General features: G+C 50.7%; 25 protein-coding genes and 1 tRNA gene. 7 read left to right on the forward strand and 19 right to left on the reverse strand.

Annotation, left to right across the window (positions count from 1 at the left end; translation table 11 throughout):
* Nucleotides 1–68: 68 nt before the first annotated feature.
* From AC2FNE_RS11880 to AC2FNE_RS11905, 6 genes are all read right to left on the reverse strand, one after another.
* A complete protein-coding gene (locus tag AC2FNE_RS11880; RefSeq protein ID WP_170610388.1) occupies nt 69–842 on the reverse strand; it encodes an SDR family oxidoreductase in 774 nt (257 codons plus the stop codon).
* 27 nt (nt 843–869) lie between these two features.
* On the reverse strand, nt 870–2,447 hold the full coding sequence (locus AC2FNE_RS11885) for a GMC oxidoreductase (protein ID WP_496805447.1): 1,578 nt from the start codon (nt 2,445–2,447) through the stop codon (nt 870–872).
* Nucleotides 2,448–2,548: 101 nt separating this feature from the next.
* On the reverse strand, nt 2,549–3,922 hold the full coding sequence (locus AC2FNE_RS11890; RefSeq protein ID WP_496805448.1) for an SGNH/GDSL hydrolase family protein: 1,374 nt from the start codon (nt 3,920–3,922) through the stop codon (nt 2,549–2,551).
* A 61-nt stretch (nt 3,923–3,983) separates the two neighbouring features.
* Nucleotides 3,984–5,828, reverse strand: a complete 1,845-nt coding sequence (locus tag AC2FNE_RS11895; protein ID WP_496805449.1) for a carbamoyltransferase family protein — start codon at nt 5,826–5,828, stop codon at nt 3,984–3,986.
* A gap of 1 nt (nt 5,829) precedes the next feature.
* Complete coding sequence (locus AC2FNE_RS11900; protein WP_170604441.1) at nt 5,830–5,979, reverse strand: DUF5989 family protein; 150 nt, start codon at nt 5,977–5,979, stop codon at nt 5,830–5,832.
* 35 nt (nt 5,980–6,014) lie between these two features.
* Nucleotides 6,015–6,464 (reverse strand): SxtJ family membrane protein, encoded by a 450-nt coding sequence (locus AC2FNE_RS11905; RefSeq protein ID WP_170604443.1) that lies wholly within the window; start codon nt 6,462–6,464, stop codon nt 6,015–6,017.
* Nucleotides 6,465–6,945: 481 nt separating this feature from the next.
* On the opposite strand from AC2FNE_RS11905, the gene AC2FNE_RS11910 reads away from it, so the two are divergent.
* Nucleotides 6,946–7,905, forward strand: a complete 960-nt coding sequence (locus tag AC2FNE_RS11910; RefSeq protein WP_170604445.1) for a hypothetical protein — start codon at nt 6,946–6,948, stop codon at nt 7,903–7,905.
* Between the two features lie 158 nt (nt 7,906–8,063).
* Nucleotides 8,064–9,383 (forward strand): oligosaccharide flippase family protein, encoded by a 1,320-nt coding sequence (locus AC2FNE_RS11915; protein WP_170604447.1) that lies wholly within the window; start codon nt 8,064–8,066, stop codon nt 9,381–9,383.
* A 20-nt stretch (nt 9,384–9,403) separates the two neighbouring features.
* Here the strand turns inward: AC2FNE_RS11915 and AC2FNE_RS11920 are convergent, their stop codons facing one another.
* The 5 genes from AC2FNE_RS11920 to paaZ form a co-directional block, all read right to left on the reverse strand.
* Complete coding sequence (locus AC2FNE_RS11920; RefSeq protein WP_170604449.1) at nt 9,404–9,862, reverse strand: M48 family metalloprotease; 459 nt, start codon at nt 9,860–9,862, stop codon at nt 9,404–9,406.
* Nucleotides 9,863–11,113: 1,251 nt separating this feature from the next.
* Nucleotides 11,114–11,190, reverse strand: a tRNA-Met gene (locus tag AC2FNE_RS11925).
* Between the two features lie 96 nt (nt 11,191–11,286).
* A complete protein-coding gene (locus tag AC2FNE_RS11930; RefSeq protein ID WP_170604471.1) occupies nt 11,287–12,234 on the reverse strand; it encodes an alpha/beta fold hydrolase in 948 nt (315 codons plus the stop codon).
* A gap of 229 nt (nt 12,235–12,463) precedes the next feature.
* Nucleotides 12,464–13,231 (reverse strand): PaaX family transcriptional regulator C-terminal domain-containing protein, encoded by a 768-nt coding sequence (locus AC2FNE_RS11935; protein ID WP_496805450.1) that lies wholly within the window; start codon nt 13,229–13,231, stop codon nt 12,464–12,466.
* 99 nt (nt 13,232–13,330) lie between these two features.
* Nucleotides 13,331–15,361, reverse strand: coding sequence for a phenylacetic acid degradation bifunctional protein PaaZ (paaZ, locus tag AC2FNE_RS11940; RefSeq protein WP_496805451.1), 2,031 nt, complete (start codon nt 15,359–15,361; stop codon nt 13,331–13,333).
* A 153-nt stretch (nt 15,362–15,514) separates the two neighbouring features.
* Here paaZ and paaG point away from each other — a divergent pair, with 153 nt between their 5' ends.
* The 5 genes from paaG (at nt 15,515) to AC2FNE_RS11965 (ending at nt 18,956) form a co-directional block, all read left to right on the forward strand.
* Nucleotides 15,515–16,300 carry a 2-(1,2-epoxy-1,2-dihydrophenyl)acetyl-CoA isomerase PaaG gene (gene paaG, locus AC2FNE_RS11945; RefSeq protein WP_170604477.1) on the forward strand — a complete coding sequence of 262 codons (786 nt, stop codon included), beginning with the start codon at nt 15,515–15,517 and terminating at the stop codon, nt 16,298–16,300.
* A gap of 1 nt (nt 16,301) precedes the next feature.
* Nucleotides 16,302–16,730, forward strand: coding sequence for a hydroxyphenylacetyl-CoA thioesterase PaaI (gene paaI, locus AC2FNE_RS11950; RefSeq protein WP_170474052.1), 429 nt, complete (start codon nt 16,302–16,304; stop codon nt 16,728–16,730).
* A gap of 15 nt (nt 16,731–16,745) precedes the next feature.
* Complete coding sequence (gene paaK, locus AC2FNE_RS11955) at nt 16,746–18,053, forward strand: phenylacetate--CoA ligase PaaK (RefSeq protein ID WP_496805452.1); 1,308 nt, start codon at nt 16,746–16,748, stop codon at nt 18,051–18,053.
* Nucleotides 18,054–18,074: 21 nt separating this feature from the next.
* Nucleotides 18,075–18,671, forward strand: coding sequence for a TetR/AcrR family transcriptional regulator (locus tag AC2FNE_RS11960; RefSeq protein WP_170604481.1), 597 nt, complete (start codon nt 18,075–18,077; stop codon nt 18,669–18,671).
* Nucleotides 18,672–18,740: 69 nt separating this feature from the next.
* Nucleotides 18,741–18,956 (forward strand): hypothetical protein, encoded by a 216-nt coding sequence (locus AC2FNE_RS11965; protein ID WP_170604483.1) that lies wholly within the window; start codon nt 18,741–18,743, stop codon nt 18,954–18,956.
* Nucleotides 18,957–18,960: 4 nt separating this feature from the next.
* Here the strand turns inward: AC2FNE_RS11965 and AC2FNE_RS11970 are convergent, their stop codons facing one another.
* The 8 genes from AC2FNE_RS11970 to pcaF are packed head-to-tail and all read right to left on the reverse strand — an operon-like array spanning nt 18,961 to nt 24,939.
* Complete coding sequence (locus AC2FNE_RS11970; RefSeq protein WP_170604485.1) at nt 18,961–19,719, reverse strand: Phenylacetic acid catabolic protein; 759 nt, start codon at nt 19,717–19,719, stop codon at nt 18,961–18,963.
* 13 nt (nt 19,720–19,732) lie between these two features.
* Nucleotides 19,733–20,806 (reverse strand): 1,2-phenylacetyl-CoA epoxidase subunit PaaE, encoded by a 1,074-nt coding sequence (gene paaE, locus AC2FNE_RS11975; protein WP_496805453.1) that lies wholly within the window; start codon nt 20,804–20,806, stop codon nt 19,733–19,735.
* Between the two features lie 13 nt (nt 20,807–20,819).
* The gene (paaD, locus tag AC2FNE_RS11980; RefSeq protein ID WP_170604489.1) at nt 20,820–21,278 is read right to left on the reverse strand and encodes a 1,2-phenylacetyl-CoA epoxidase subunit PaaD; all 459 of its coding nucleotides are present in this window, start codon (nt 21,276–21,278) and stop codon (nt 20,820–20,822) included.
* Nucleotides 21,279–21,283: 5 nt separating this feature from the next.
* Complete coding sequence (gene paaC, locus AC2FNE_RS11985; protein ID WP_496805454.1) at nt 21,284–22,042, reverse strand: 1,2-phenylacetyl-CoA epoxidase subunit PaaC; 759 nt, start codon at nt 22,040–22,042, stop codon at nt 21,284–21,286.
* Nucleotides 22,042–22,326 carry a 1,2-phenylacetyl-CoA epoxidase subunit PaaB gene (gene paaB, locus AC2FNE_RS11990; RefSeq protein WP_170604493.1) on the reverse strand — a complete coding sequence of 95 codons (285 nt, stop codon included), beginning with the start codon at nt 22,324–22,326 and terminating at the stop codon, nt 22,042–22,044. The genes paaC and paaB overlap by 1 nt, the downstream gene beginning before the upstream one ends.
* Nucleotides 22,323–22,724, reverse strand: a complete 402-nt coding sequence (locus AC2FNE_RS11995) for a hypothetical protein (protein WP_170604495.1) — start codon at nt 22,722–22,724, stop codon at nt 22,323–22,325. The genes paaB and AC2FNE_RS11995 overlap by 4 nt, the downstream gene beginning before the upstream one ends.
* 4 nt (nt 22,725–22,728) lie before the next feature.
* Nucleotides 22,729–23,721, reverse strand: a complete 993-nt coding sequence (paaA, locus tag AC2FNE_RS12000) for a 1,2-phenylacetyl-CoA epoxidase subunit PaaA (protein ID WP_496805455.1) — start codon at nt 23,719–23,721, stop codon at nt 22,729–22,731.
* Nucleotides 23,722–23,736: 15 nt separating this feature from the next.
* The gene (gene pcaF / locus AC2FNE_RS12005) at nt 23,737–24,939 is read right to left on the reverse strand and encodes a 3-oxoadipyl-CoA thiolase (protein WP_170604499.1); all 1,203 of its coding nucleotides are present in this window, start codon (nt 24,937–24,939) and stop codon (nt 23,737–23,739) included.
* Nucleotides 24,940–25,005 lie beyond the last annotated feature (66 nt).

The raw sequence follows: 25,005 nt of genomic DNA on the forward strand, positions 1-25,005 counted from the left end.
TTTCGCTACAGTAGATTTGCCGGGAGGCAACTTCCTTGACCGGGGTCACCTGAGCGCCGGGGTCGACATCAGTCCAGAAATACGGGCACGTGTTTTGGTCTCAAACCAAGCGCCTCGGCCACGCGCCGTTTCAGGCTGCGCTGCGGCGCGATATCTTGGTTCATATCGAACACGAGACCGTTCAATTCGGGGTTTCGCAGCAAGGCGAGTTCAACTCCCCAGACTGCAGCCTGCTTGGGGTCAAGGCCCTCGGGTCTGCCCATTTTTGTATCGAGCATTCCCGGGACCCAGTCATTTATTATTATGTTTGGAAATCGCTTACCGACGTCTGCGACCAATGCGGCAGAAAACAACCTGAGTGCACCTTTCGAAACGCTGTAACCGGTACTTCCCGGCAAAGGGGCCTGATCAGCAAAGCTGCCGACGTTTATAATTCTGCCCTGGCCATTTCTGATCATGCGCTGCAAGGCAAGATGAGAATATGAAACGGCACCGCCAAAATTCGTCTTTATTTCCCTCTCAAAAAAATCCAGCGACGCAGTCGCAAAATCATAGCGATCATAGACACTTGCGTTGTTGATTAGGATTAGATGGCTGAATTCAAGTTGATCTAGTTGATGAAACACGCGTTCTGCCGCAACGTGGTCCGACACGTCTGCAGCAATGGAGATAATATTTTCTGGGTGCTTACATGTTTCTTTAGTGCCAAGAATCGAGTCATTGAGTCTTGCTACACCGACAGCACGAATGCCACGCTCGGCAAACTGGTGACACAGCGCGCGCCCAAGGCCCGAGCCGGCTCCTGTCACAATCGCAAGCGTATCATCAAATTTTGCGGCCATTCGGTCTCCTTGATCTGTCATCAGCAATCAGGTGGAAAACAAAGCGTTTTCAATTATATGATCTCCGACCCGTAACGCATTTGCCGCAATAGTCAGACTTGGGTTCACACCATTCGAGGTTGGCATAAAGGACGAGTCCACGCAAAACAGGTTATGCAGATCATGCGCCCTGCAATTTCTATCCAACACGCTTGCGCCTGCGTCGTCTCCAAACCGGGCAGTACCGCAGGCATGCGCATGATTGATTTGAGGAAGTCTGTTCAGGTGCAAGCGCCGCCGCCGCGGAAGCGCCGCATTGATCATTTTGGTGAACACTGCGCGCCGAGACATAAGCTCATCTGAGACGTTATAAACGACTTTTATCTGATCGGTTCTTTCCCCGCCATTTGCGACGTGATTTTCCGTATTCGGAAAATCTTCGAGTATGCCGACATATAATTCCGCATTTCCCAAAACCTTTGCGGCAATCGTCGATACGAAGTGCGTGGAGTGGTGTTTGAAGGTCTGCTTAAGCGAACTTCCTTTTTCAACCGATTGAGAAAGAAAATGCGAAATTGTGCGATAGTCTGCAGATACGCCCAAGGCTTGAAAAACGCCTAGTCGGAATTGGCCCGAAGTGTAAAAGTCCTTCATGGAGAATGTTTTACTGTATTCTGATCCATCATGGTGCAACCCGGACCAAACCGCAAAAAATTCATTCAAATGAAACATCAAATTTTGGCCGAGCATTCCAGACCCGTTCGCGCATCCATTTGGCCAATATTCGCTAATTGATCTTTGAAGGATGCGCGGCGAGTTCAATGCTCCGGCGGAAAGAATGAAAACCTTGGCATTCAAAAGAAATGTCTTGCCTTTGCAACGGACTTCAAGCTGATCGATTGCGTCCGTCGTTCCGTGGAACCTAACAGCCTCGCACCAATCTAAAAGTTCGGCGTTTCCGGTCGCAAGAGCTGGATCAACCCCCGCAGTGCGCCCATCCATCTTGCAACCGCGCGGGCACTTTCGCCCAAAACACATCTTGCAGTTATCAAGGAACTTTGCCCCCGTTGGGCTTCGATAAGGGTTCAGGCCATAAGTTTGGAAAAACTGTCTTAGTTTCTTTTGATATTCGGTGTCCTGCTTTGGCGGAGCAATTGCATTTTTGCCTGACGGTTCTACAGGGTTTCTTTCCCCCACGACATGATACAGATGTTCTGCTTCCGCAAAGTACCGATCAAATTCCGCGTATTTCACGGGCCATCCCCCAGTCGGGTGAGGCCGAGAATCGGTTTCGTCAATGTCTTCCGGAGCCGGCCTTTCCAACGTGGAAGCATAAAAAGACGATGTACCGCCTACACCGGCGCCAATCCCAAAGTCCACAGAGGTTGTCTCACCGTTTGATGTAATTGACGCGTCGCTGGGCCATATCCCGTGCAGCATACGCGAATACTCGTCACCAACCGGGTAACCGTCTTGCTCTTCGGTACTCGGTCCATACGGGCCATATTCAACAAACAAAACTTTTGCGCCGGCTTCGGCAAGTCTTCGACCAATCGTACCGCCACCGATTCCTGTGCCTATTACGATGGCATCCCATGTCTTGGAAAGGATTTCTTCAATGCTCATCTTTTTTTCTAGGCCAATACTCGTTCACTGGATTTCTGGGTTTCATTATGCGTCTCGAATAGGTGTATTCTTTGGACGCAAGAAGGTTGTGGTTAAGGGGTTCAATTCATCATGCGTTTGATTTCATTTGCTACTGCTTCTGCGGACTTAGCCTGTCCCTTCGCGTTCCAGTGATCGTCTCCTCCTTTAAGAAACAAGTCGTTCACATCGCCACTTTTCAAGACGGGATATAGATTCAAGACCTCTTGATCATGGTCGACTACCGAAGCTTGCAGCAGGTTCGTCAGGTTTTTCGGATTGTAAGTTGGATACTTTTCCTTGTTGATCTGCCCCGATGAATGGGCACCATCCAGCAGATCCATCGGATGTGGAATAACAACGAATAGTAAAGGTACGTTCGCATTCGCAGCTACAGTAGATATCTCGCCTATGATCGCGTCCATCAGTCTGATCTTCAAGTCAGCCGATGCTGAGCTCGGGGAAACGGCAATATCCGTTGAATAGGGGTCGACAGCGAATTCTCCAACGATTTTCTCACCGGCAACAAAGCTTTGGTATTCTTCCTGATGCCTGGCCATAGCCCAGTCAATCCACGCCTCGGGGTCGAATTGTTCGGGTGTCGTTCCGCTGTTTCGTAGCGCTGTCAACGTACGTCGAAGCACCCGGACAATCGCCAGTTCGCTTTCGTTTAACTGCCCCTCCCTTGCTTGTTCGGCGCTCAGAAAAAACTCGCGCTCAACAAGACTGCCGTCACCGTCCAGATCGTACATACGGTTGCGCAGTAAATCCCCAAAATCGTTCCCCGAGAAAATGGAAACAACCACAAAATCCGGACTGTACTGATCCAGTTCTGTTTGCATTCGCCGCAAAATCTGATCTGGGCCATAGCCCGAGATACCCGCGTTTATAACTTCTGAGTCAACTGCCAGCTTTTCGGTCAGATCTTTCTGCAATACAGATGTAAACCGCTCGTCGAACGGAGTGTAATTCGCATGAATAAACGAGTCACCGTAAACCAAAACACGGAACTCAGCTGGTGGATCGCGCAGCTCTGGGCCTACGAAACCGTCGGTGTTTACCTGATAGAGAACGGTTGCGCCTCCAAATTCTTGCGGATGGGTCAACACACCAGATGAGCCCGGCTTTAGTTGAAAAAGCAACCTGTCGTCATATTGGTAATTAGTAAAATAGTTTGGTCGGAACATCACCTGAAGTAAAATTTCCACGGCAACAAGCGATAGAATGGTTGCCACAAAGATAGAAAAATAAGTCGAGGCTGCGCGAGTAGGTAAAAACGCTGCGGCCATCGTGATCAGACCAGCAATCAATACTACGCTTTGGAAAAGACCAAACCCAGCTCCTCCACCTATGCTGGGGTGATCCGACAAAGCCCATATACACAGCCCTAAACCACTGATCAGGCAGGCGGATCGTACGATCAAATTACCGTGCTTGGTGGGTTTATTTTTTGCCATAATTAACCTCGGCCTTTAGACGTGCCAAAAGGCTGGACCTTATCGCGAGGCTCGTTGTCATTTAGTCCAGTTCGTATTTTTGTTTGTAATCTTCTGCCAACTTTGGATCCTGCTCCTCTTTCATTAGAACAGAGTTCCCCACTACCAGATACTCGATATCGGTTCCCATGAAGCAACGAAATGCATCCTCTGGCGTACAAACAATCGGTTCTCCTCGCACATTGAAAGACGTATTCACGACTATTGGGCAACCCGTACGTTGTTTGAAAGCAGAAATGAGTTGGTGGTATCTAGGGTTCGTGTCCTCATGAACCGTTTGAATGCGAGCCGAATAGTCAACATGGGTAATGGCCGGAATATCTGACCGTTTTACATTTAGTTTTTCTATTCCAAACAATTCATTTTCTTCTGCAGTCATTTCCCGGCGATGTTCCGGTTTCACTGTGTCAACCATAAGCATGTAAGGACTGTCTTCGTCAAAGTCGAACCACTCGGACACATCTTCTCTTAGGACAGATGGCGCAAATGGCCTGAAGCTTTCGCGATACTTTACCTTAAGGTTTAGGGTGCGCTGCATCGTTTCTGAACGAGGGTCACCCAAAATAGAACGCCCGCCCAAGGCGCGTGGACCGAATTCCATCCTACCATTGAACCAGCCGACTGCTTTGCCGCCTTCCAAGGCATCTACCGTTTTTGAAATTACTTCATCTTCCGATAAAGTGCTGAATACGGCTCCTGCCTCGCTCAGGCGTTTTTCGATATCTGCCTGTTCGAACACCGGGCCAAGGTAAGATCCCTTCATTCGGTCTTTTCCGGGTTGCGCGGCCTTTCGGGGGTTACCCAATTCACCATGCCACGCTGCGTAAGCCGCACCCACCGAACCTCCGGCGTCACCTGCCGCAGGTTGAATCCAGATGTTTTGGAATGACTGGTCACGCAGAACTTTACCATTCGCCACACAATTCAACGCGACCCCGCCGGCCATGCAGAGATTTGGTATATCGTATTCCTTTGCCAAGCTGCGCGTCAGCCTTAGCACGATCTCTTCCGTGACAGCTTGCACAGACGCTGCAATGTCCATGTGAAACTGCTCGAGCCGGTCGGTTTCAGGTTTGCGGACCGGCGCTCCAAAAAGATCACTGAACTTGTCATTGGTCATCGTAAGTCCAGTGGAATAGTTGAAATAAGACTGGTCAAGGCGATACGAGCCGTCTTCTTTCAGGTCGACTAATTTATCAAGAATTAGGTTTTTAAAGCGAGGTTCACCGTACGGTGCCAGCCCCATGACTTTGTATTCGCCGCTGTTGACTTTGAACCCGGTGTAATAAGTGAATGCAGAATACAACAGGCCGAGTGAATGTGGAAAGTGGATTTCTTTCAGGATTTCCAGGTTTTTGCCCTTGCCGATCGCAACAGTTGTCGTCGCCCACTCTCCAACCCCATCCAGGGTTAGAACGACCGCCTCATCAAATGGTGATGGATAATATGCACTGGCTGCGTGGCTATAGTGATGTTCAGCAAACAGAAGATTTTCTGGTTTGATCGTCCCTTGGCCAAGCTTTTTGAGCTCTTTAAGTAGCAAGCTTTTTTGAAAAAGCTTTTCCCGAAGCCAAACAGGCATGGCAATTCGGAAAGAACCAAAACCTTTGGGTGCGTTTGCTACGTACGTCTCAAGAAGGCGTTCAAATTTCAAAAATGGTTTATCGTAGAACGCGACATGGTCCACATCCGATAGCTGCAGCCCAGCCTCTTGCAAGACATAAGAAATTGCGTTCTCTGGAAATCGCGCATCATGTTTTTTTCGAGTAAAACGCTCTTCTTGCGCTGCGGCGACAAGCTCACCATCAATCAGCAACGCGGCCGCGCTGTCATGATAGTACGAAGAAATACCAAGGATCGCGGTCATACTAAAACAATGTGTATATGAAAGGCGCGACGGCCGAGCCTTGGGTCAGAACGATCAGGCCACCAAAGATAACCATGACTACCAGAATGGGCAGAAGCCAGAATTTCTTTCTGACTCTCATAAAGGTCCAAAGTTCGCTAAAAAAAGACATGTAGATTTTCCTGTACAGAACTATTCAAGTGTCGTTTAGAATTGTTGCCGCATCGTCGACTGGTTGCTTTTTTCCGGATCTACATCGATCCAGTAGGTATCAGCGTCGTGGTCGATTTTTTGACCGATTGGATCCGAATTAAACAATCGTCTGATTAATCCAATTGGTGTGACAGTCGTAAAAAAGATTAGGCCCATGACAATCGGCGAAATGATACTGTTCAATAGCATCCCGAACTTAAACCACAGGCGATTCAGCGGTCGCAGTATTTCAGGACGAACAATACCAGCTACGAGAAAGCCCGCTGCGACTAACAAAGACCAAATTCTTACGTCACCGCCAAAAAACACCGGGAACAAGGCTATGATGAAGAAAACGGTAGCAAACACCCAGGCGAAAGAACGTTCGGATCCCATTTGGACTTCGGTCTTACCGTCCAGGTCCAGCCCGCCGGGTTTTGATTTCGCATTCTCAGATCCGAACATGATTCGACAACTCTTACACTCACCAGTCGGGTCGGAAGTTACTTGAACCCAGACTGATTAAAAACGCAGAATCGGAAAATTCCAAAAATTCGCGATTATGAGTAGCTACAGGCGAAATCTTAGGGACAATAGGTGGAATGAGTGAACATTGTCCAAAGGTGGGCAACGGGACCATTCTTTTCAAATTTTGGTCTGAGAAAAGTTGTTACGGCAGAATGAAGCCAAAAAACTAAAACGGTATTTAGGGACCCAGAAAATACGTTTCTCCGAAATTTCCCCTTTTGTGTTAAGAAAGTTCTGTTCCACATCTCCTGTGCCGTCTGTCGTGCCAGGATTTCACTGATGCGCTGTCTGAAACCCGAAAACAGCGTCTAAATCGCTGCTGTTCTGCTTTTCGGTCACCACGGGCGGTGCGTTGCATTGACTTAATGGACGTAATTGTCAACTTCAGAGACAGGTTCGTAATAGGTAAAAAAACATTATGCAGCGGTTTTCCCTTAAATTTTTGGTTGTAACTGCGTTTGTACTGACGTCCGGCACGGGTGTTGTGCAGGCGCAATCTGGCGACAATCTGGCAATTGCCGGGCATATCAACTCACTATGGAATCATGCACTTCATAGTACCAGCAAGCGTACCTCTGTTTCATCCTGGCTCGATACGATGCAGGCTGCGAATGGGCACCGTTATGCTGAACGCATGGAATTTGGGTTCTTTGACAGTTTTGCCGCGCCACCAAATGCGTCGTCCACAGGGAATGTTAATGGCGGGTCTGGCATTAGCGCGTTGGGCTCCGAGGGATGGTCCAAAATCCAATATGGATTTAACGGCACTGCGCGCGGTGGTGACATTGTGTTTTCGTCTGACAATTTCGGCATGGGGGTAGTTTCACCGCCGCGTATGAAAATACGACCAAGCGACGACGGAAACCTGACGCCGCAGAGAACAAGCTACATCGAAGCCGCTTCGGACTTGATTGCCGGATATGAGGCCAACGTCAAAGCCCCCAAGCGTTACTGGATTTTCTCAGGCTTGCCTGGCTTCGACGAATATTCATACGGGACTTGGCCATCTGATACGAATATCGAACCTTGGAAGGTTCACGTGCGAGGGGATTGGACGGATTGGCAGACCGAATTTGTCGAAGGTCTCAGAACTGCAAATCCTGGATATGAAATTGGGTTGATTAATGCCGCCGAGGTTTTTGTTGATACCTGGGAAAACGTCGTTCCAGATATGACACATACAGATTGGTTTGAAGACCTGGCGCCACATGGTCATCCGGACACTTATGCTGTTCTTGCTGCAATTGTATACTCGACGTTTTTTCAGGCGGAAGCCCCGGATATTTCCAAGGTCTTGGGAAGAGCATCGGTTGATCCAAGAGTTGTTCAGAATTGGACTAAGATTACTGATTATGTAAACCGCGCGGTTAACGGCTAGTGTGTGTCCGTCTGATGCTCCAGCCAAATAGAGTTTCGCATGTAAACCCTAGAGCGCCAACGTCATCGCAGATGAAAATAGGCGCTGCAGCGTCTCCAACTGGGATCTGAGTTGTGTCACTAGTATCCCAAATTCAGCTTGTGCTGCGCGGAGACAGCATGAAAGCTCGGGCCATCCGCGGCACGGCTCTTAGCATTATTAGTTTTGGCAGCGGCCAATTTATTCGCCTGGTTTCAAACCTCATTTTGACCAGAATACTGTTTCCGGATGCTTTCGGTCTTATTGCCTTGGTTCAGGTCCTGTTGATCGGGCTGGATAACTTTTCAGATTTCGGCATCGGCCCTGCAATCATTCAAAGCAAACGTGGAACTGAAAAGGACTATCTGAACACGGCCTGGACCATTCAAGTTGTCCGAGGTTTTGTTTTGTGGATTATCGCCTGTGCTCTTACGATTCCTGTAGCCGAGTTCTACCGGCAACCCGAATTGCTCCACGTCATTCCCGTACTGTCATTGGTTACCATTATCGATGGGTTTTGCTCTACCCGAAGATATTCAGCCACACGAGAAATCAAGCTAGAGTGGGTCACGGTCGTTGAGTTGGCGTCGCAGCTATTGGGCACATTGATAATGATCCTTGTCGCATTGTGGTTGCGGTCAGTTTGGGCGCTGGTTGTTGGAAGTATGGCCCTCTCTCTTATCAATACAGTGTTGTCTCATATCCTTATACCCGGTCCAAGAAACACGTTTCGCTGGGACCGCGAAGCTTTCCATGAGATTTTTCATTTCAGCAAATATATTTTCATAGGCACGATCGCCGGATACTTCCTTCAGCAAGGCGACAGGCTGATACTCGGTCGGTATGTTTCTTTGAATGATTTGGCGATTTTTTCTATTGCCCAAATCTTTGCGACTTTACCATTGGTGATGAGCTTTCAGCTTGTAGAAAGGATTGTGCTTCCACTCTATAGGAACCGCCCACCGATAGAGAGCGATTCAAACCGCATAATGGTTGGGCGTGCTCGTGCGTTGTTGGTGGCAAGTCTACTGTTGATGACTGCCGTATTAGGCGTTTTTGGAGAATCTCTAATCGAGTTCTTGTATGACGAACGGTATCATCTTGCTGGTCCGTTCCTTGTTTTGATCAGTATATCCATTATCCCCCGGCTAATTTTCGGCGGCTACAATTTTGTCCTGCTTGCAAATGGAAATTCTCGAGCCTTCACGATACTGACCTGTTGTTCCGCTTCGTTCAGAATGTGTGCGCTTGTGATTGGGATTCAACACTACGGTGTGGTCGGAGCAATCGTTGCACCGGTCATAGCGGATATATTGGCCTATCCGTTTCAGATCGCTTACGTCAATCAATACAAGGGATGGTATGGTCTTTATGACCTTGGATTGCTGGCATTTGGAGTTTTGATTGCAGCAGCCGCTTTTTGGGCTAATCCGGCGGCCCTGGCGCTAATTCTGGGGTGAAGCGGCCAACACTAAACAACTCAGCACGCGTGTGTTGGACCAATCCAATTGTTGATCTGTTTGGCAAATGCGCAAACTCTCTTTGCTCTATTGGCGGGTGTGTCATAAACGGCAATGTTCGGACTGCTCCATCCACTGACGAAAAATTGCCAAGCAGTGAACACTTCGTTTGGTGCAGCGTAAGTCGCTGCGAACCGGTCGGCGTCAAACTCTCTCTGGAAAGGATGAATGTGCGGGTTCAAGTGGTGTCCCAAGGCCACGTGCCCGTGCTCATGAACTCGAAAGAACCCGCATGCTGCGCCTATATTCTGACAAATAGTGGGATTGTAAATTATGACTGCACCCGTCGGAGAAGTCGGGTCGGGAAAGACTGCAGCGATATCATTATAGCTGGCATTTGGTATCTCCGGCGTCGCCGTTTGTGCTGAAAGAGGAGAATAGTAAAGCATTAGAAGTATTCCAAGAATAAAGTATTTCATTGCTGTCTCTAAATGAAAATCATTGGCTGCTATGTAGATACACACTCAACTATAAGTTGGACTCAAATATGGCGGTGAAATTTTACGTTTTGTCAGTTTCCGTTGCGAGGTTAAGACACTGGTTGCTGTAGCGAGAGCGTTCGAGAGCTTAGTACTGGAAGGTTTTATTCCCAAAACGTACCCTTCTTCCTAAGTGTGCGTGGGTTTTGATCATCATTAGTGTGGGCTTCCCCATCCCTTGTTTCAAAATGAATAAAACACCCTTGACTTGAAAAATTTCACTTTCAATTTTAGCCGAAAACATGATTATTCTCAGAGGCACCTAAAATCGATTTTCACAATATTTAATATTAGATGAAGTATAAGGCAAACTCTATACAATGGTTGAATTAATTTCATATATAGATGTTTTTATTGCCATTTCGAACTTTTATTTTTGGAGCACGATGTTTTTGTTGGCGCATTTCATTCCACTTTTTAACTTTAAAGAAGATTTTGTCGAATTTTATGTGAAAGTTAGAGGGTCCCCGCCATCGCAGGCTAAGCTAGTACTAAACCTCTACGGAGCAGGAAGTTATTTTTTTATTTCTGAAAAATTTTGGAAGTCACCAACTGTAAGTTCGATAAGAATATGTTCGACAATATCTTTGCTTCGACTGTTGTTAATGCAATTTTTGAGTGTGGTATTTTCTACGGCGCTTTGGTCTGTCACAATTTTCCTTTGGGTCAGTGATTAATTGCTAACGCTTTTAGTAAAATTATTTTTTCCACCAAAGTTTGTTCAACACACGGGAACAAAAAATAATTTAACAAGATAACGCAATTTGATGATCCTAAGCAATGTTAGAACCCGGAAAAAGGAAGATAATTTGATTATGTGTTCAAAAAACTAATAATAATTCAGACTGACTTCCGAAGGCGGTGATTGAATTTATTTATGATGTCCTCGCGAACTTTGTAGGGAGGGAGCAAACCACTCGCGATGAATTAGATGAAGTGGCTCACCTAATGTAGTTCGCTCTGCTTCGCCTTGATTTGACTTCTGGTGTTTCCAAGTCCCTTTGACACTTATCTGATCATATCCGGCGAATTGAACGATAGATCCAACCCAGGAGTCCATGAGCAACTAGCGTGCCTCAGCTTGGGACTCAGGAATCTAAAGCGCAAGAGATTAGATCAATGGATCCAAACTGAGCGCCCAAGTGTGAGCAAATTTAATGGCAATCCGGTAATATTTACCCGGAAAATAAATGGTAGCGGAGGAGGGACTTGAACCCCCGACACGCGGATTATGATTCCGCTGCTCTAACCACCTGAGCTACTCCGCCACGAGTGAATGGCGATTTAAGCGAGGGGCAAGGGAGGGTCAAGAGGAAAAAACTGCTCCGTCTGGGTTTGTTGTTGTCGGGTATCCTTGACTGATGTCATTTGGAGGCGGCCTCAGCGACGGAGCGAATGAAGCCGGCACATTCTTTAGGTGCTGTGATTAAGATCATGTGACCACGTCTGTCCATTTCTTGATAATTCAGACCAAAAGCCGTCATGGGGGCTCCATGAACATGTGCAGAAAGAACCGGGTCTTCTGCGCCGAATAGCACGCCTCCCGGAACAGTGAGATCAGCATATCTTTGGCTGAGCAAACCTATGCTGGATTCTGCGCCCACTACGTCTTGCGAGGCGGTAATAAAGGCCGACGGGCGCAGCCCCAATGCGCCCCCGGCGCGATCTAGAAAGTCTGTTGGAGCGGGCTCGGGCGCAAACACATCTTTCAGCACAAATGGGGCCGCTTTGCGTGCCAATGGAACAGCGAAAGTGTGCCCGATCAGGTTGCGCAACCACGCGGTTCGAATTTCTAAAGGTTTGAAGACCGGAGGTGTGTCGGGCATTTCGTGGGTCAACGGCGAAAGCAGGGCCAGTGCTTTTGTAGCCTGAGGAAATTCAAGCGCCATTGACAGGGAAACGGCACCACCCAGCGAATGTCCGACCAAAACGGCGTTTTCTATGTTTTGGCTTTGCAGGAATTCTTGGATCATACGTCCCTGCTGGGGCAGAGATGCGAGCCGTGGGTCGTCACGAGTGGAATAGCCGCAACCTGGCCGGTCCACGGCCAAGACGTGAAAGTCGTTCGATAGCTCATCTACTAATGCGTACGTAAAGTGCTGAAGTTGACCCGAAAGTCCATGTATCATGACGATGGTCTGATTGTTGGGATCTCCGCGCTCAACAAAATGGATGCTTCCTCCAGAAACAGTTATAATTTTACCAAGTTGTGGAACAGTTTTTAACCCTTCCCGAGTTAGGCGACGTGTCCAGAGGTTCATCATCACGAGTAAAAGGATGAGAAGAAGGACAACTGTAAGCAAAGCCGTCATCTCAAATCTCTCCCGTTTGGCCAGACTCGGCAAAGCCTGTAAGCTAAATTTCAGTTTCCATATTGACCAAAGATGGCGTTCATGCGTCAAAAACCTCGGGTCGGTAGGCCGGTTAAGTTAGTTCTTCAAGCAATGTAGTAGTTCACTTGGGTGCATTTTTTCTTTTAGACCTCGGGCAGGGTCACAAGTTTTCGATCGAGCATTCCTTGTAACCGGATAAGATATTCTCTCAGGGTTCTTCGGTTTCGTTTAGGGTGTCCAAAGTGGGGCGAGGCAGCCCTTCGAGTAATTGAAACACTGCCCTCCTGCACTCAGCGCCTGCCCAGTCGGGTGGGAAAAACTCTGGTGGTAGATCTGGTTGGCGTAATACCACCCGCCGCCACCGATGTACCAAAAGTAATCTCAAAGTGGCGCTTTCTGTTGGTGTGGGTCGCCACGCCGCTGGCCTGGTGCGCGCCGTACGCTGCGCGGAGACCATTAATTCGCGGCAGGAACTGCGAAGATCTGTTGAGCAAAGACTCTGCTGAACCCATTCGGGCACTGAGCGGGCGGTAACCTCAAACGCCAGCAATCCATCCGTTCGTTCCGGTACTGGACCGGGACCCAGAGCAACAGTGCGACTGATCGGAGTGTAATCATGGCTGAGCATCATATCTTCCAGCAATGGAGTTCCGGAACCTTCCTCGGCTATCAGCAAATGCCAATGACTGATGGGCTTTGGGATTTGGGCGTAGATTCTGGGCGACACTGCAATTGACTGCGTACGCCCAAAGTCGGTCAGGAAATGCCGCGAAACCCGCCCGATGCGGTCACTTTCGATCCAGCCGTCCTTTCGCAAACGGTGCAGCGCTACCCTAATTGCTTCGGGTTTGACGCCAATTGGCTCGATAATACGTGTTAAGGCACCGCCAGAAATCTGAGAGCCGGGTTCTTGGGCAAGATCACCAAACAGGGATACGATTATAGACCAAACCCGCTGATTTTGCGGGTCTGTCAATTCGGCGACTGCGGACTGGAACCACGTGTCTTTACTGACCATGAAAACAGTTTAACTTATTCGGAGAAATAAGAAAAACACATTCCCCATAATGCAGGATCAATCGGCGCACATGGTCAACAAATCGTATTCCGCGACCGCTTCGTCGTTTTGGTTTGCGACTGTTACATGCCAGCGTACTTCGCCATAATCTTCGTTTCGGGGTGTTTTCTGTTTGACAGTCAGGCGAACCTTGATCGCATCCCCAGGTGACACCGGTTTCAAAAAACGCAAACCTTCCAGTCCGTAATTCGCAAGAACAGGGCCTTCACTCGGCTCTACGAAAAGGCCCGCAGCAAAACTCAGCACTAAATAGCCGTGGGCGACCCGCCCCGGGAAGAAAGGATTTCGCTCTGCCGCGGCTTCGTCCATGTGGGCATAGAACGTATCGCCAGTGAAATTGGCGAAATGCTCGATGTCTTCGAGAGTTATCGTTCGGGCTTCTGTGTGCAATGTCTGACCTATACACAACTCGCTGAATTTGTAGGTAAACGGGTGATGAGGCTTTTGGATTTCAGTTGCGCCTGGAACCCATTTCTGCCCAATTTGGGTCAGCATATCTGGCGAGCCTTGAATGGCGGTTCGTTGCATATAGTGTTTGACCGCGCGGACACCGCCCAGTTCCTCGCCCCCGCCCGCGCGTCCAGGCCCACCGTGCACCATATGCGGCAACGGAGACCCGTGCCCAGTCGATTCACCCATCGAAGTGCGGTCATTAATGTAGATGCGTCCGTTGAAAGCCGCTGCGCCGATCACAACCTCACGTGCGACGTTGGTGTCGTGTGTGATCAGCGACGTCACAAGTGAACCGCCGCCCCGATTGGCAAGCGCAATAGCGTGGTCCACGTCTCTATAGCCCATTATCGTTGATACAGGCCCAAAGGCTTCGGTTTCGTGAACATGTGTTGCTGTGTCCGGAACACCGCAATAAAACAGCATTGGAGGAACAAAGGCTCCGTTTGAAACACCCTCGCCTTGAAGCTCGAATGCATCGGGTTCGCCGAAAACCTTTTCACTCTCCGTAGCGATTAAGTCAGCTTTGGCCATGACGTCGGCCTTTTGCGCGCCAGAGATCAAGGGGCCCATCTGAGTGTCGTCAATTCGGGGATCACCTATTGTCACGCGCGCCAGACGTTTCGTCAGGGCCTCGATCAATGCCGAGACCTGTACTTCGGGTGCGATAATGCGGCGAATGGCAGTACATTTCTGCCCTGCCTTTACAGTCATCTCGCGGCTGACCTCTTTAACAAAAAGATCAAATTCCGGCGTTCCGGCGACGGCATCTGGACCAAGGATCGAGGCATTCAAACTGTCCTGTTCAGCGACGAAACGGACAGAATTCCGGATGAGCGCATGAGTTTGGCGTAATTCCAGTGCCGTTTTAGCTGACCCCGTGAAACTTACTACGTCCTGACAATCAAGCCGATTCAGCATGTCGCCAAGGCCGCCCGACACCAGCTGCAACGCGCCTGCCGGTAAGAGGCCGCTTTCTAGCATTATGCGAACTGCCAACTCGGCAACATAACAGCTATTCGTCGCTGGCTTTACGATAGCGGGAACTCCCGCCAGCAAGGTGGGCGCCAGTTTTTCCAGCATGCCCCAAACTGGAAAATTGAATGCGTTGATATGGATCGCCGCCCCCAATAAAGGAGAGCAGATGTGCTGACCCAGAAATGTTCCCTCCCGAGAAAGCCGCTCAACCTCGCCATCAAGATAGACTTGTGTATCGGGCATTTCGCGTCGGCCCTTCGATGCGAAGACGAACATCGTACCGATGCCGCCGTCGATGTCGATGAGATGATCTTTCTGCGTCGCGCCGGTCTGAAAACTCAGGTCATACAAAGCTTGTTTGTGTTTAGACAGCTCTTGCGCCAAGGCCTTGAGCATCCGTGCTCGTTGATGAAAGGTCATTTTCCGCAGGGCCGGACCGCCAGTTTCCCGCGCATAATCCAGCATGGCCTGCATATCCAGATCGCTACTTCCAGCAGTTGCGAAAGGTTCACCTGTAATGGCTGATGGTACCACTCGTGCTCCGCTTCCGGGTTTTATCCAAGAACCCGCAGCGAAACTGGAGATTTGATGCAGGGACATATATATTCTCCTGTTTTTTGAGTTTCAGCCGGATGTTGTTGAACGCACGAGTGCGAACCTTAAGGTCGCAGGCTTACAGGGCTCCATAATTTATTGACCAACCGTTCGGTTTATGCAAGAATTTTGTTGGGTCACTTGTAAGGCGAACAGGAAATGTCCGATACAGTTCTTTCGCGAAACCATGGTCAATGGGTTGAAATCACACTGAATCGGCCTGATCGTCTGAACAGTTTCACCGACGAAATGCATCTCGCCCTGCGTACGGCACTTGAGGTTGCCCGCGACGGTGGGGCAAGGGCAATTTTGCTCACTGGCGCAGGGCGTGGATTTTGTGCCGGGCAGGATTTAGCGGATCGAAACCCTGCTAAGATGGATGGGCCACCGGATCTGGGAAGCACGGTTCGAACTTACTATGCGCCATTGGTTCGCCTGATCCGGTCTTTGAATTTTCCCGTTGTTTGCGCAGTAAACGGTGTCGCGGCGGGTGCAGGAGCTAACGTCGCTTTAGCTTGTGACGTTGTACTGGCCGCGGAGACAGCGAAATTCATTCAGTCTTTCTCGAAGGTCGGCTTAATCCCCGATACCGGTGGCAGTTGGCACCTAACGCGATTGTTGGGTGAGGCTCGTGCAAAGGGTCTGGCTCTTACTGGGCAACCCTTGATGGCGTCTCAGGCGGAAGACTGGGGATTGATTTGGAAAGCTGTGCCGGACGACGTACTGATGTCAGAAGCCCGCGCGTTGACTGCAGATCTGGCTTCCGGGCCGACCCTTGGGCTTGCTATGACAAAACAAGTAATTCAGACGGCAGCGACAAACAATCTATCCGAACACCTAGAAGTTGAGGCCGATGCAATGCGCGTTTGCGGTCGAAGCGCCGATTACGCAGAGGGTGTCACGGCATTCCTTGAAAAGCGTGCCCCGGTTTTCCGAGGTGAATGAGATGACGCCAAAAATACGTGCTGAAAAATCGGCAGCTGCTATGTGGAGCCGGGACCAAGCCTCGCAATGGGTTGGAATGGAACTCGTCGAAATCGACGAGGGGACCGCAACGCTCGCTTTGCTGGTCGAGGGCCATCACTGTAACGGGCACGGGATTTGCCATGGTGGTGTCACGTTCATGCTGGCCGACAGTGCTTTCGCCTTTGCCTGCAACAGTCGCAACAGCTCGACCGTCGCGCAACATAACGTTATCAGTTATGTCGCGCCAGCGAGAGCTGGCGATCGTTTGACAGCCCATGCTGTAGAGCTGAACCTGACAGGGCGAAGCGGCATTTACGATGTGACGGTCATCAATCAAGACAACCTAAAAATTGCCGAGTTTCGTGGATTTTCCCGCGCACTCGGTAACCCGGTATTCGAGGAGACCTGAGATGAGGTGGATTGGATGAAAGATTTGACACCGAACAAGGCGGACCTTGAACCAATCGAAATCGCATCAATTGATGAAATCCGCGGGTTGCAGTTGGATCGCCTGAAATGGTCACTTAGACACGCGTATGAAAATGTTCCCATGTATCGCAAAAGGTTTGAAGATGCAGGCGTTCATCCGGACGATCTGAAGACGCTCGGAGATCTTGGCCGGTTCCCGTTTACGTACAAAAATGACTTGCGCGACAATTACCCTTTCGGTCTTTTTGCCGTGCCGCGCGAACAAATCATACGCATCCACGCGTCGTCGGGAACGACCGGCAAGCCGACTGTCGTTGGTTACACGCAAGGCGATATCGATACTTGGGCCGATTTGGTCGCCCGGTCCTTGCGTGCCAGCGGGTTGCGACAGGGGAACATCATCCACTGCGCCTATGGTTATGGTCTGTTTACCGGCGGGTTGGGCGCGCATTATGGAATTGAACGCCTGGGCGCCACAGTCATCCCAATGAGCGGGGGCCAAACCGCCAAACAAGTCGACCTGATAAACGACTTTAAGCCAGACGGGATAATGGTGACGCCGTCTTATATGCTCAACATTCTTGAGCAATTCCATAAGGTCGGTTTGGATCCTCGGCAAAGCTCGCTGGCCGTGGGAGTATTTGGGGCAGAGCCGTGGACGGATTCGATGCGAGCCGAAGTCGAGCAAGCCTTCGATATGCATGCGGTCGACATATATGGACTGTCCGAGATCATGGGGCCGGGTGTTGCCAATGAGTGCGTTGAAACTAAGGACGGGCCGGTGATTTGGGAGGATCACTTCTACCCAGAGATCATCGATCCAGAGACCGGAGAGGTATTGCCGGATGGTGAAATGGGAGAGCTTGTCTTTACGACGCTTACGAAAGAAGGGCTGCCCATGGTCCGCTATCGTACGCGCGATCTGACACGGCTGCTTCCGGGGACGGCACGCTCAATGAGACGTATGGAAAAAATCACAGGGCGTTCGGATGATATGATCATCCTGCGTGGCGTAAATGTGTTCCCCAGTCAGATCGAAGAGCAGGTGCTCGCAACAGTCGGTCTTGCGCCTTATTACCAAATCGAACTTTTTCGCGCCGGCCACATGGACGCGATGCGCGTTCACGTCGAAGCCATGCTTTCTGTTTCTGATGAGGCTAGCCGGAAAGAGGCATCCCAAAAGCTGGAACGCCGAATAAAAGACGTCGTTGGACTTTCGACTGAAATCCATGTCGGGGAACCAGGCACTGTTGAGCGAAGCCAGGGCAAGGCCCGACGTGTCATCGACAACCGGAACAACTAACCCTTTTCTGGAGATAACAGATTGGCCCGCACGATCGCCAAAGACCACGACCACAAACGCGCCCGTATTCTTAAATCTGCGGCGCATGTTTTCGCGCGCGAAGGGTTCGATCGGGCCTCGATGACGCAACTAGCCACCGAATGCGGAATATCAAAAGCCAATATCTACCATTATTACGAAAGCAAAGACGCAATCTTGTTCGATATGCTGGACACCTATCTGCGGCAGTTGCGCGATGGAATTTTAGGATTGGATATGCGGGGCCTGTCCGCGCCCGACAAGCTGCGCAGGGCAGTGCGGGAAATCCTACTGGCGTATCAAGGTGTGGATGACGAACACCGGGTTCAAACCAGCGGTATGTCTGCGTTGCCTCCAGATCAACAAAAGCTTCTAAAAAGTTACCAGCGGGAGTTGGTGCAGTTTCTGAGCGACATCATTGGCGACATTGCTCCTGATGTTTTCCGGGGCAACCCGGCCAAATTGCGGGCTACTACGATGTCGATATTTGGGATGCTGAACTGGTTTTATATGTGGAATACCAACGCGGACGCCGAAGCGCGGACGGAATATGCCCAGTTGGTCTGTGATCTGGCGCTAGAGGGTGTGCGCGGACTCTAAATCTTGGCTCGCAAGCGTTTGATTGGGCCCCCAAGCAATTAAGTGTTAATTGGACTCAGGAGGCTCGCAATGAATGACCCCGAACGATTTGAAAAGTTCTACTTCGCCAAAGTCGGACTGGGCGAGGCATGTGGCTGCGCTGAAAAAATAATCGATGTTTTTGAATTCAATCGCCAAGGCGGTTCTTCGGCCAAGTTGGGTTTGAAATCGGTAAAATCCCGGCGAAAATCGCTAAGGTCGTTTGCCTTGAAATACGGCCTAATTAGCCGAAAGCGCCTCAGTTAACCCTTTACGGTTTCGTCAGGCCCAGTTGATCCAGAAGGTCTGACGCCTTTTTTGTCCAACTACGTTTAAGTTCGGGGCCAGATTTATGACGAAGGCCCATTTTTCTCAGGTTTTCGGTTTTTTCTACGTTCCCCGAACCAAAGCTGGCCGCCACGCGCGGCCACCAATAGTCTACCGAGTTTTGCATTGTCTCGGTTTCCCCTTGTGCAACCAACTTGATGGCACCTTCCAAAGCAAGTTCACCGTGGTGCTCTTCAATAGGTGAAATCTCGCGGAATGCCTCGGCCAACGGTTGATAAGAGATTGATGAGAACTCGGCCAGTTGTTCGACCACCGCGTTGCTCATCAATAGGTTCATTACGACAGCGTCGGTCCAACCTTGAATCGGGTAGTTGAATACAGCCAAGCGCATATCGTGTTCGCTGCGCACGGCGCCAATATCAGCACCGCGGGCCAAACGTGCCGTCCAAGGGTGATGCGTGGCGTATCTGTCTGTATCTACTCCGAATTCCCCCATAATCCTCAGGACGCGCTCGGCGCTGTCCGTTTTTTCCAGAACGATACGTGCGGCGGCGATCCGTTCCTTGATCCCCGGGCCAAGATTGATTGCGTCCGCAAAACCCGCCGCACCGGCCAGTTCACTGTCAACAAACGTGGCCATCAGTTTCATCAACTCAGCGCGATATCTGGGTGGGACATTGGTGGGGTTTGTCAAAACGCCACCTGCGGCGAGATAGCTGTCGATGGACATGGCGTCTGACATTGGCTTTTCTCCTCTATTGGTCGTAGTCGACGACGACACGGTCAGTCAGGGGATAGGCCTGACAGCTCAGAACATAGCCTTTCTCGACCTCGTAATCCTCAAGCGCGTGGTTCGACATCATCTCGACCTCGCCTTCGATCACCTTGCATCGACATGTGGAACAGACACCTGCCTTGCAAGCAAAAGGTGCATCCATGGCGTTTTCTAAGGCTCCATCCAGAATGGATTGATCCTTGAGCAACGATATTGTTTGAGTTGATCCATCAAGAGTGATTGACGCCTGTGTCTGATTGGCCTGAGTTCGATTATTCGCTGCGTCCAACCTGCGCTTGACGCGTCCCGGTTGGGCGCTGGCAAAAAGCTCGAACTTGATTTGGCTTTCATCCAATCCATGATCGCGCAAGGCGGCCGCGATACCCAGCATCATTGGCTCGGGCCCGCAGATAAAGGCTGTGTCGACGTTGTCGACGTCTATCCAGTGCTCAAACAACTGAGCACATTTTTCCCGCGTCACCAAACCAGTAAAAAGGTCAATTTCCTGCGTATCGGTTTCCAGAACATGGATTACGTTCATTCGACCGATGTAGAGGTTCTTGAGATCCTCTAGCTCCTCGCGGAACATGATCGTATTCACGCCTTTGTTTGCGTAGATGAGTGTGAAACGTGATTTTGGCTCACGGGCTAGAGTTGTGCGTAAGATCGATAGAACCGGGGTTATGCCAGACCCACCCGCAAAGCCTAGGTAATGCTGTTCAGAGGCCGGGTCCAAGGGCGTGTGAAAGCTGCCCATGGGCGGCATTGCCTGCACAATGTCACCAACTTTCAAGCCTGAGTTTGCCCAACTTGAAAAAGCGCCGCCGTCCACACGCTTGATCCCTACCTGCAACACGCCATCATCTTTGCCCGCACAAATTGAATAGGACCGCCGCAGCTCTTCTCCGTCAAATTCCTGTCGGAAAGTCAGATACTGTCCGGCAGCAAAGTCGAACATTTCTGCATCTTCGTTCACAGGTTCCAAAGTCACGACAACCGCATCGCGGATGGTATTGTAGATGTCAGTGACTTTCAGATCGTGAAAGCGAGCCATGCCGTGCTCCTCCTCAGATGCATTTGAAATAATCAAAAGGTTCCATGCACTCAGTACAACGCCAATGGGCCTTGCAGGGTGTTGACCCAAACTGACTTACCTTTTGAACGGCCTTGCTGCCGCAATGTGGGCACCGCTGTGGCCCGCCCGCAGGTTGCGGCGGGGCGATGCCATACTTTTCCAGCTTTGCCCGGCCTTTTTCGCTCATCCATTCTGTCGTCCATGGCGGCGAAATGCTGGTCTCTATTTTCAGATGCTCAACGCCGTGATCTCGCAGCGCGGTTTCAATATCCATATTGATAACCGAGGTCGCGGGACATCCGGAATAGGTCGGTGTCACGATGACTTTTAACGTTTCTGCATCCCACCGCACGTCCCGTACAATGCCCAAATCCACAACTGAAATCACTGGGATTTCGGGATCTGGAACAGCTTCCAACCATTCCCAAACCTGATCGGTTGAGACGCGCATTGGTCTTACCAGCTTGCGCCGGGATAGGCGCGTTGCAACCATTGCATCTGTGTCAGCAAGTGACCCAGATGCTCTGTATGCATCCGTCCGTCGCGACCACCCTTGTGCTCAAATCTGTTTTCTGGGATGGTGAGCGTCGCTTTGGTCATAACCTTTTCGATCAACGCGTCATATTGCGCGCGCAAATCCAATGGGTTCGGAGCGACGCCTGCGTCAGTCATTATCGCATCAACTTCGTCGACAGCAAACATCTCTCCTACGCATGGCCAAAGATAATCCAGCGCCCCTTGCATACGGCTATGGCTTTCCTCTGTTCCGTCGCCAAGACCCACCACAGTGTCTCGTGAACGTTCGAGATGATATGCAACCTCCTTGCGTGCTTTGGCAGCGATGGCTGCAACGCGGTCATCCGCAGACGATTGCAGCTGTTCCAAAACGATTGAATGCCAAGCGTCGAACAGGAATTGTCGCATTATGGTCCGGCCAAAATCACCGTTAGGAACTTCGACCAGCAGGACATTGCGAAAATCCCACGCGTCACGCAGAAATGCCAGGTCATCCGCGCTTTGTCCGCCCTGAATTTGGCCCGCAAGCCCAAGCCACATCTGTGTTTGACCAATCAAATCCAGCGCAATATTGGCAAGCGCAATGTCCTCCTCAAGCACGGGTGCGTGGCCGCACCATTCACTAACACGGTGCCCAAGGATCAAGGTGTTGTCGCCCATCCGCAGCAGAAACTGTGCCAATGCTTCGTCGTGGGTCATTACATTGCCCCCACGTCGTCTGGAATGTCGTAGAAAGTTGGGTGGCGGTAGACCTTGCTTTCGCTGGGTTCGAACATCGGCCCTTTGTCACCAGGTGATGACGCCGAAATGTCATTCGCCTCCACTACCCAAATCGAAACGCCCTCGTTTCGCCGTGTATAAACATCCCTCGCATTCTTGATCGCCGTTTCAGAATCTGGGGCGTGCAGCGAACCGACGTGGCGGTGGCTCATCCCATGTTGACCGCGAATGAAGATTTCCCATAGTGGCCATTCGTTTTTCATGCTGCTGTCTCCTTTTCTCGAAGATAAAGAAGGGTGAGTACTGCGGCCAAAGCCGCAAAACTAACCGTTTGCAACCAATAGGGAAGAGTGCCTTGGTTTTCTAAAACGGTACGTAGCGCTGAAGACAGGTTTACGGCGGAAAGTCCCAGAACAGTTCCCCAAATCGAAATCAGCGCGTAGGGCACTACGATCAGATGGCGCGATGCCGCAAAGAACAAGGATGCGTAGGTGATCAAAGTGAATGAGATGATCTTGTCCTGATAGGCGTAGTAAGGCGTATCAAAGTAAACAAACAGAACCGGCCATTTGAGGCCGCTGAAATGCGCCAGCCCCATGCAAAGAAAAAAAGCGACACAAATCAGCAGCAAAATGCGAAGTAGCGATGAAGGAGGGTTCATATGGTCACTCCGCAGCAAGATTTCTTGCACGTTTCTTTCCGGCATGTGCCAATAGCCCCTCGCGCACCCATTTGCCGTCGTCCCACGCCTTGTTACGTGCTGCAAGCCGATCGACATTGCATGGGCCGTTGCCCTTGATGACGTCAAAGAACTCGGACCAGTCAGGTTCCGAGAAATCGTAATGTCCGCGCTCATCGTTCCAATTCAAATTTGGGTCAGGAATTGTCAGTCCGAGGTAATCGGCTTGTGGCACTGTTTGATCCACGAATTTCTGACGCAGTTCGTCATTGGTATTGATCTTGATTTTCCAAGCCATCGATTGCGTCGAGTGCACCGACTCTTTGTCGGAAGGTCCAAACATCATCAAAGACGGGAACCAAAAGCGGTTTAATGCATCCTGCGCCATTTTACGCTGTTGGGGCGTACCTTCTGCCATCTTGCGGATCGCGTCATATCCCTGTCGCTGGTGAAAGCTTTCTTCCTTACAAATTCGGATCATGGCGCGCGAATAGGGTCCATAGGACGTGCGTTGAAGCGGTACCTGGTTCATGATCGCTGCGCCATCTACTAACCACCCGACTGCTCCGATATCTGCCCAATTGAGTGTCGGATAGTTGAAGATCGACGAATATTTCATTCGACCGTCCAGCAGCATTTCGGTTAACTCATCGCGGCTGACGCCTAGTGTCTCAGCCGCGCAATACAGGTAGAGACCGTGCCCAGCCTCGTCCTGCACCTTGGCCAGCAGAATTGCTTTTCGCTCAAGCGTAGGGGCGCGGGTTATCCAGTTACCCTCAGGCAGTTGTCCAACGATTTCGGAATGAGCATGCTGACTAATTTGCCGGATCAGGGTCGCACGGTAATCATCGGGCATCCAGTCCTTGGGCTCGATCTTGATATCTGCGTCGATCTTTTCCTGAAACTTACGTTCCTGTTCCGTCATTTCTTCACGGGACTTTACGCCGGTTCTAGCCGTCTTGATCATCTGAGCGTACATGCGGGCTCTCCTCCCTTAGACGCGTTCGAGAATTATTGCTGCGCCTTGGCCGGCTCCGACGCACATAGCGCAAAGCGCATATTGGCCTCCGGCGCGACGCAATTGAAATGCTGCGGTCATCACTAACCTGGCACCAGACATGCCCAGCGGGTGGCCGATGGAAATTGCTCCGCCATTTGGGTTCACATGTGCCGCGTCGTCAGGAATGCCCAGCTCTCTCAGGGTGGCCAGACCTTGTGCAGCAAAAGCCTCGTTCAATTCTATCACATCCATCTGGTTGATGCTCAATCCGGCGCGGGCCAGCACTTTTCGAGTGGCGGGAACAGGGCCAATCCCCATAACACGAGGCTCGACCCCGGCGACCGACATGCCGACGACGCGTGCTATCGGGGTTAGCCCATTGCGCGTTGCAGTCTGTTCATTGGCCAGCAATATTGCAGCGGCACCGTCGTTGACACCCGAGGAATTCCCGGCTGTCACGGTTTTTTCAGGTCCGTTGATCCCCTTTAACGTAGAAAGTTTTTGCGCGTTCGTACCTGGACGAGGATGTTCGTCGGTATCGAATACAATCGGTTCACCCTTGCGCTGAGGGATTGTGACCGGGGTGATCTCCTCCTCAAACACCCCGGTCTGGTGCGCCGCGGCCCAACGGGCCTGGCTGCGTTCGGCAAAGGCATCCTGATCTTCGCGGCTGATGCCATATGTTTCCGCAACGTTATCCGCTGTTTGAGGCATCGAGTCGATACCAAACTTCTGCTGCATCTTCGGGTTCACAAACCGCCAACCGATAGTCGTGTCATAAACTGCATTGTCGCGGGTGAAGGGTGAAGTTGCTTTTGGCATAACGAAAGGCGCGCGAGTCATGCTTTCAACGCCCCCGGCGATGACCAGGTCATAGTCACCAGAGCGTAGTGCCCGCGCCGCCATACCCACCGCGTCCATGCCGCTGGCGCACAATCTGTTGACAGTCGTACCGGGGACATCGACAGGCAGTCCTGCTAAAAGGGCTGCCATCCGAGCGACATTGCGATTGCTTTCCCCGGCCTGGTTTGCATCGCCGTAGATCACATCATCCACGCTGGCCCAATCGGTTTCTGGGTTTCGCGCAATCAATGCGGAAAGTGGAATGGCGGCCAGATCGTCGGTGCGCACCTGGCTTAAACTTCCGCCATACCGCCCGATGGGGGTACGTTGTGCATCACAGATAAATGCTTCCATTTAAAGGGCTTCTCCGAAACCGTGGTAATTTGATTAGGTGACCGTTGGGTCGGTTAATATTCGCCC

This window comes from Ruegeria sp. YKSD179 (assembly GCF_059612885.1).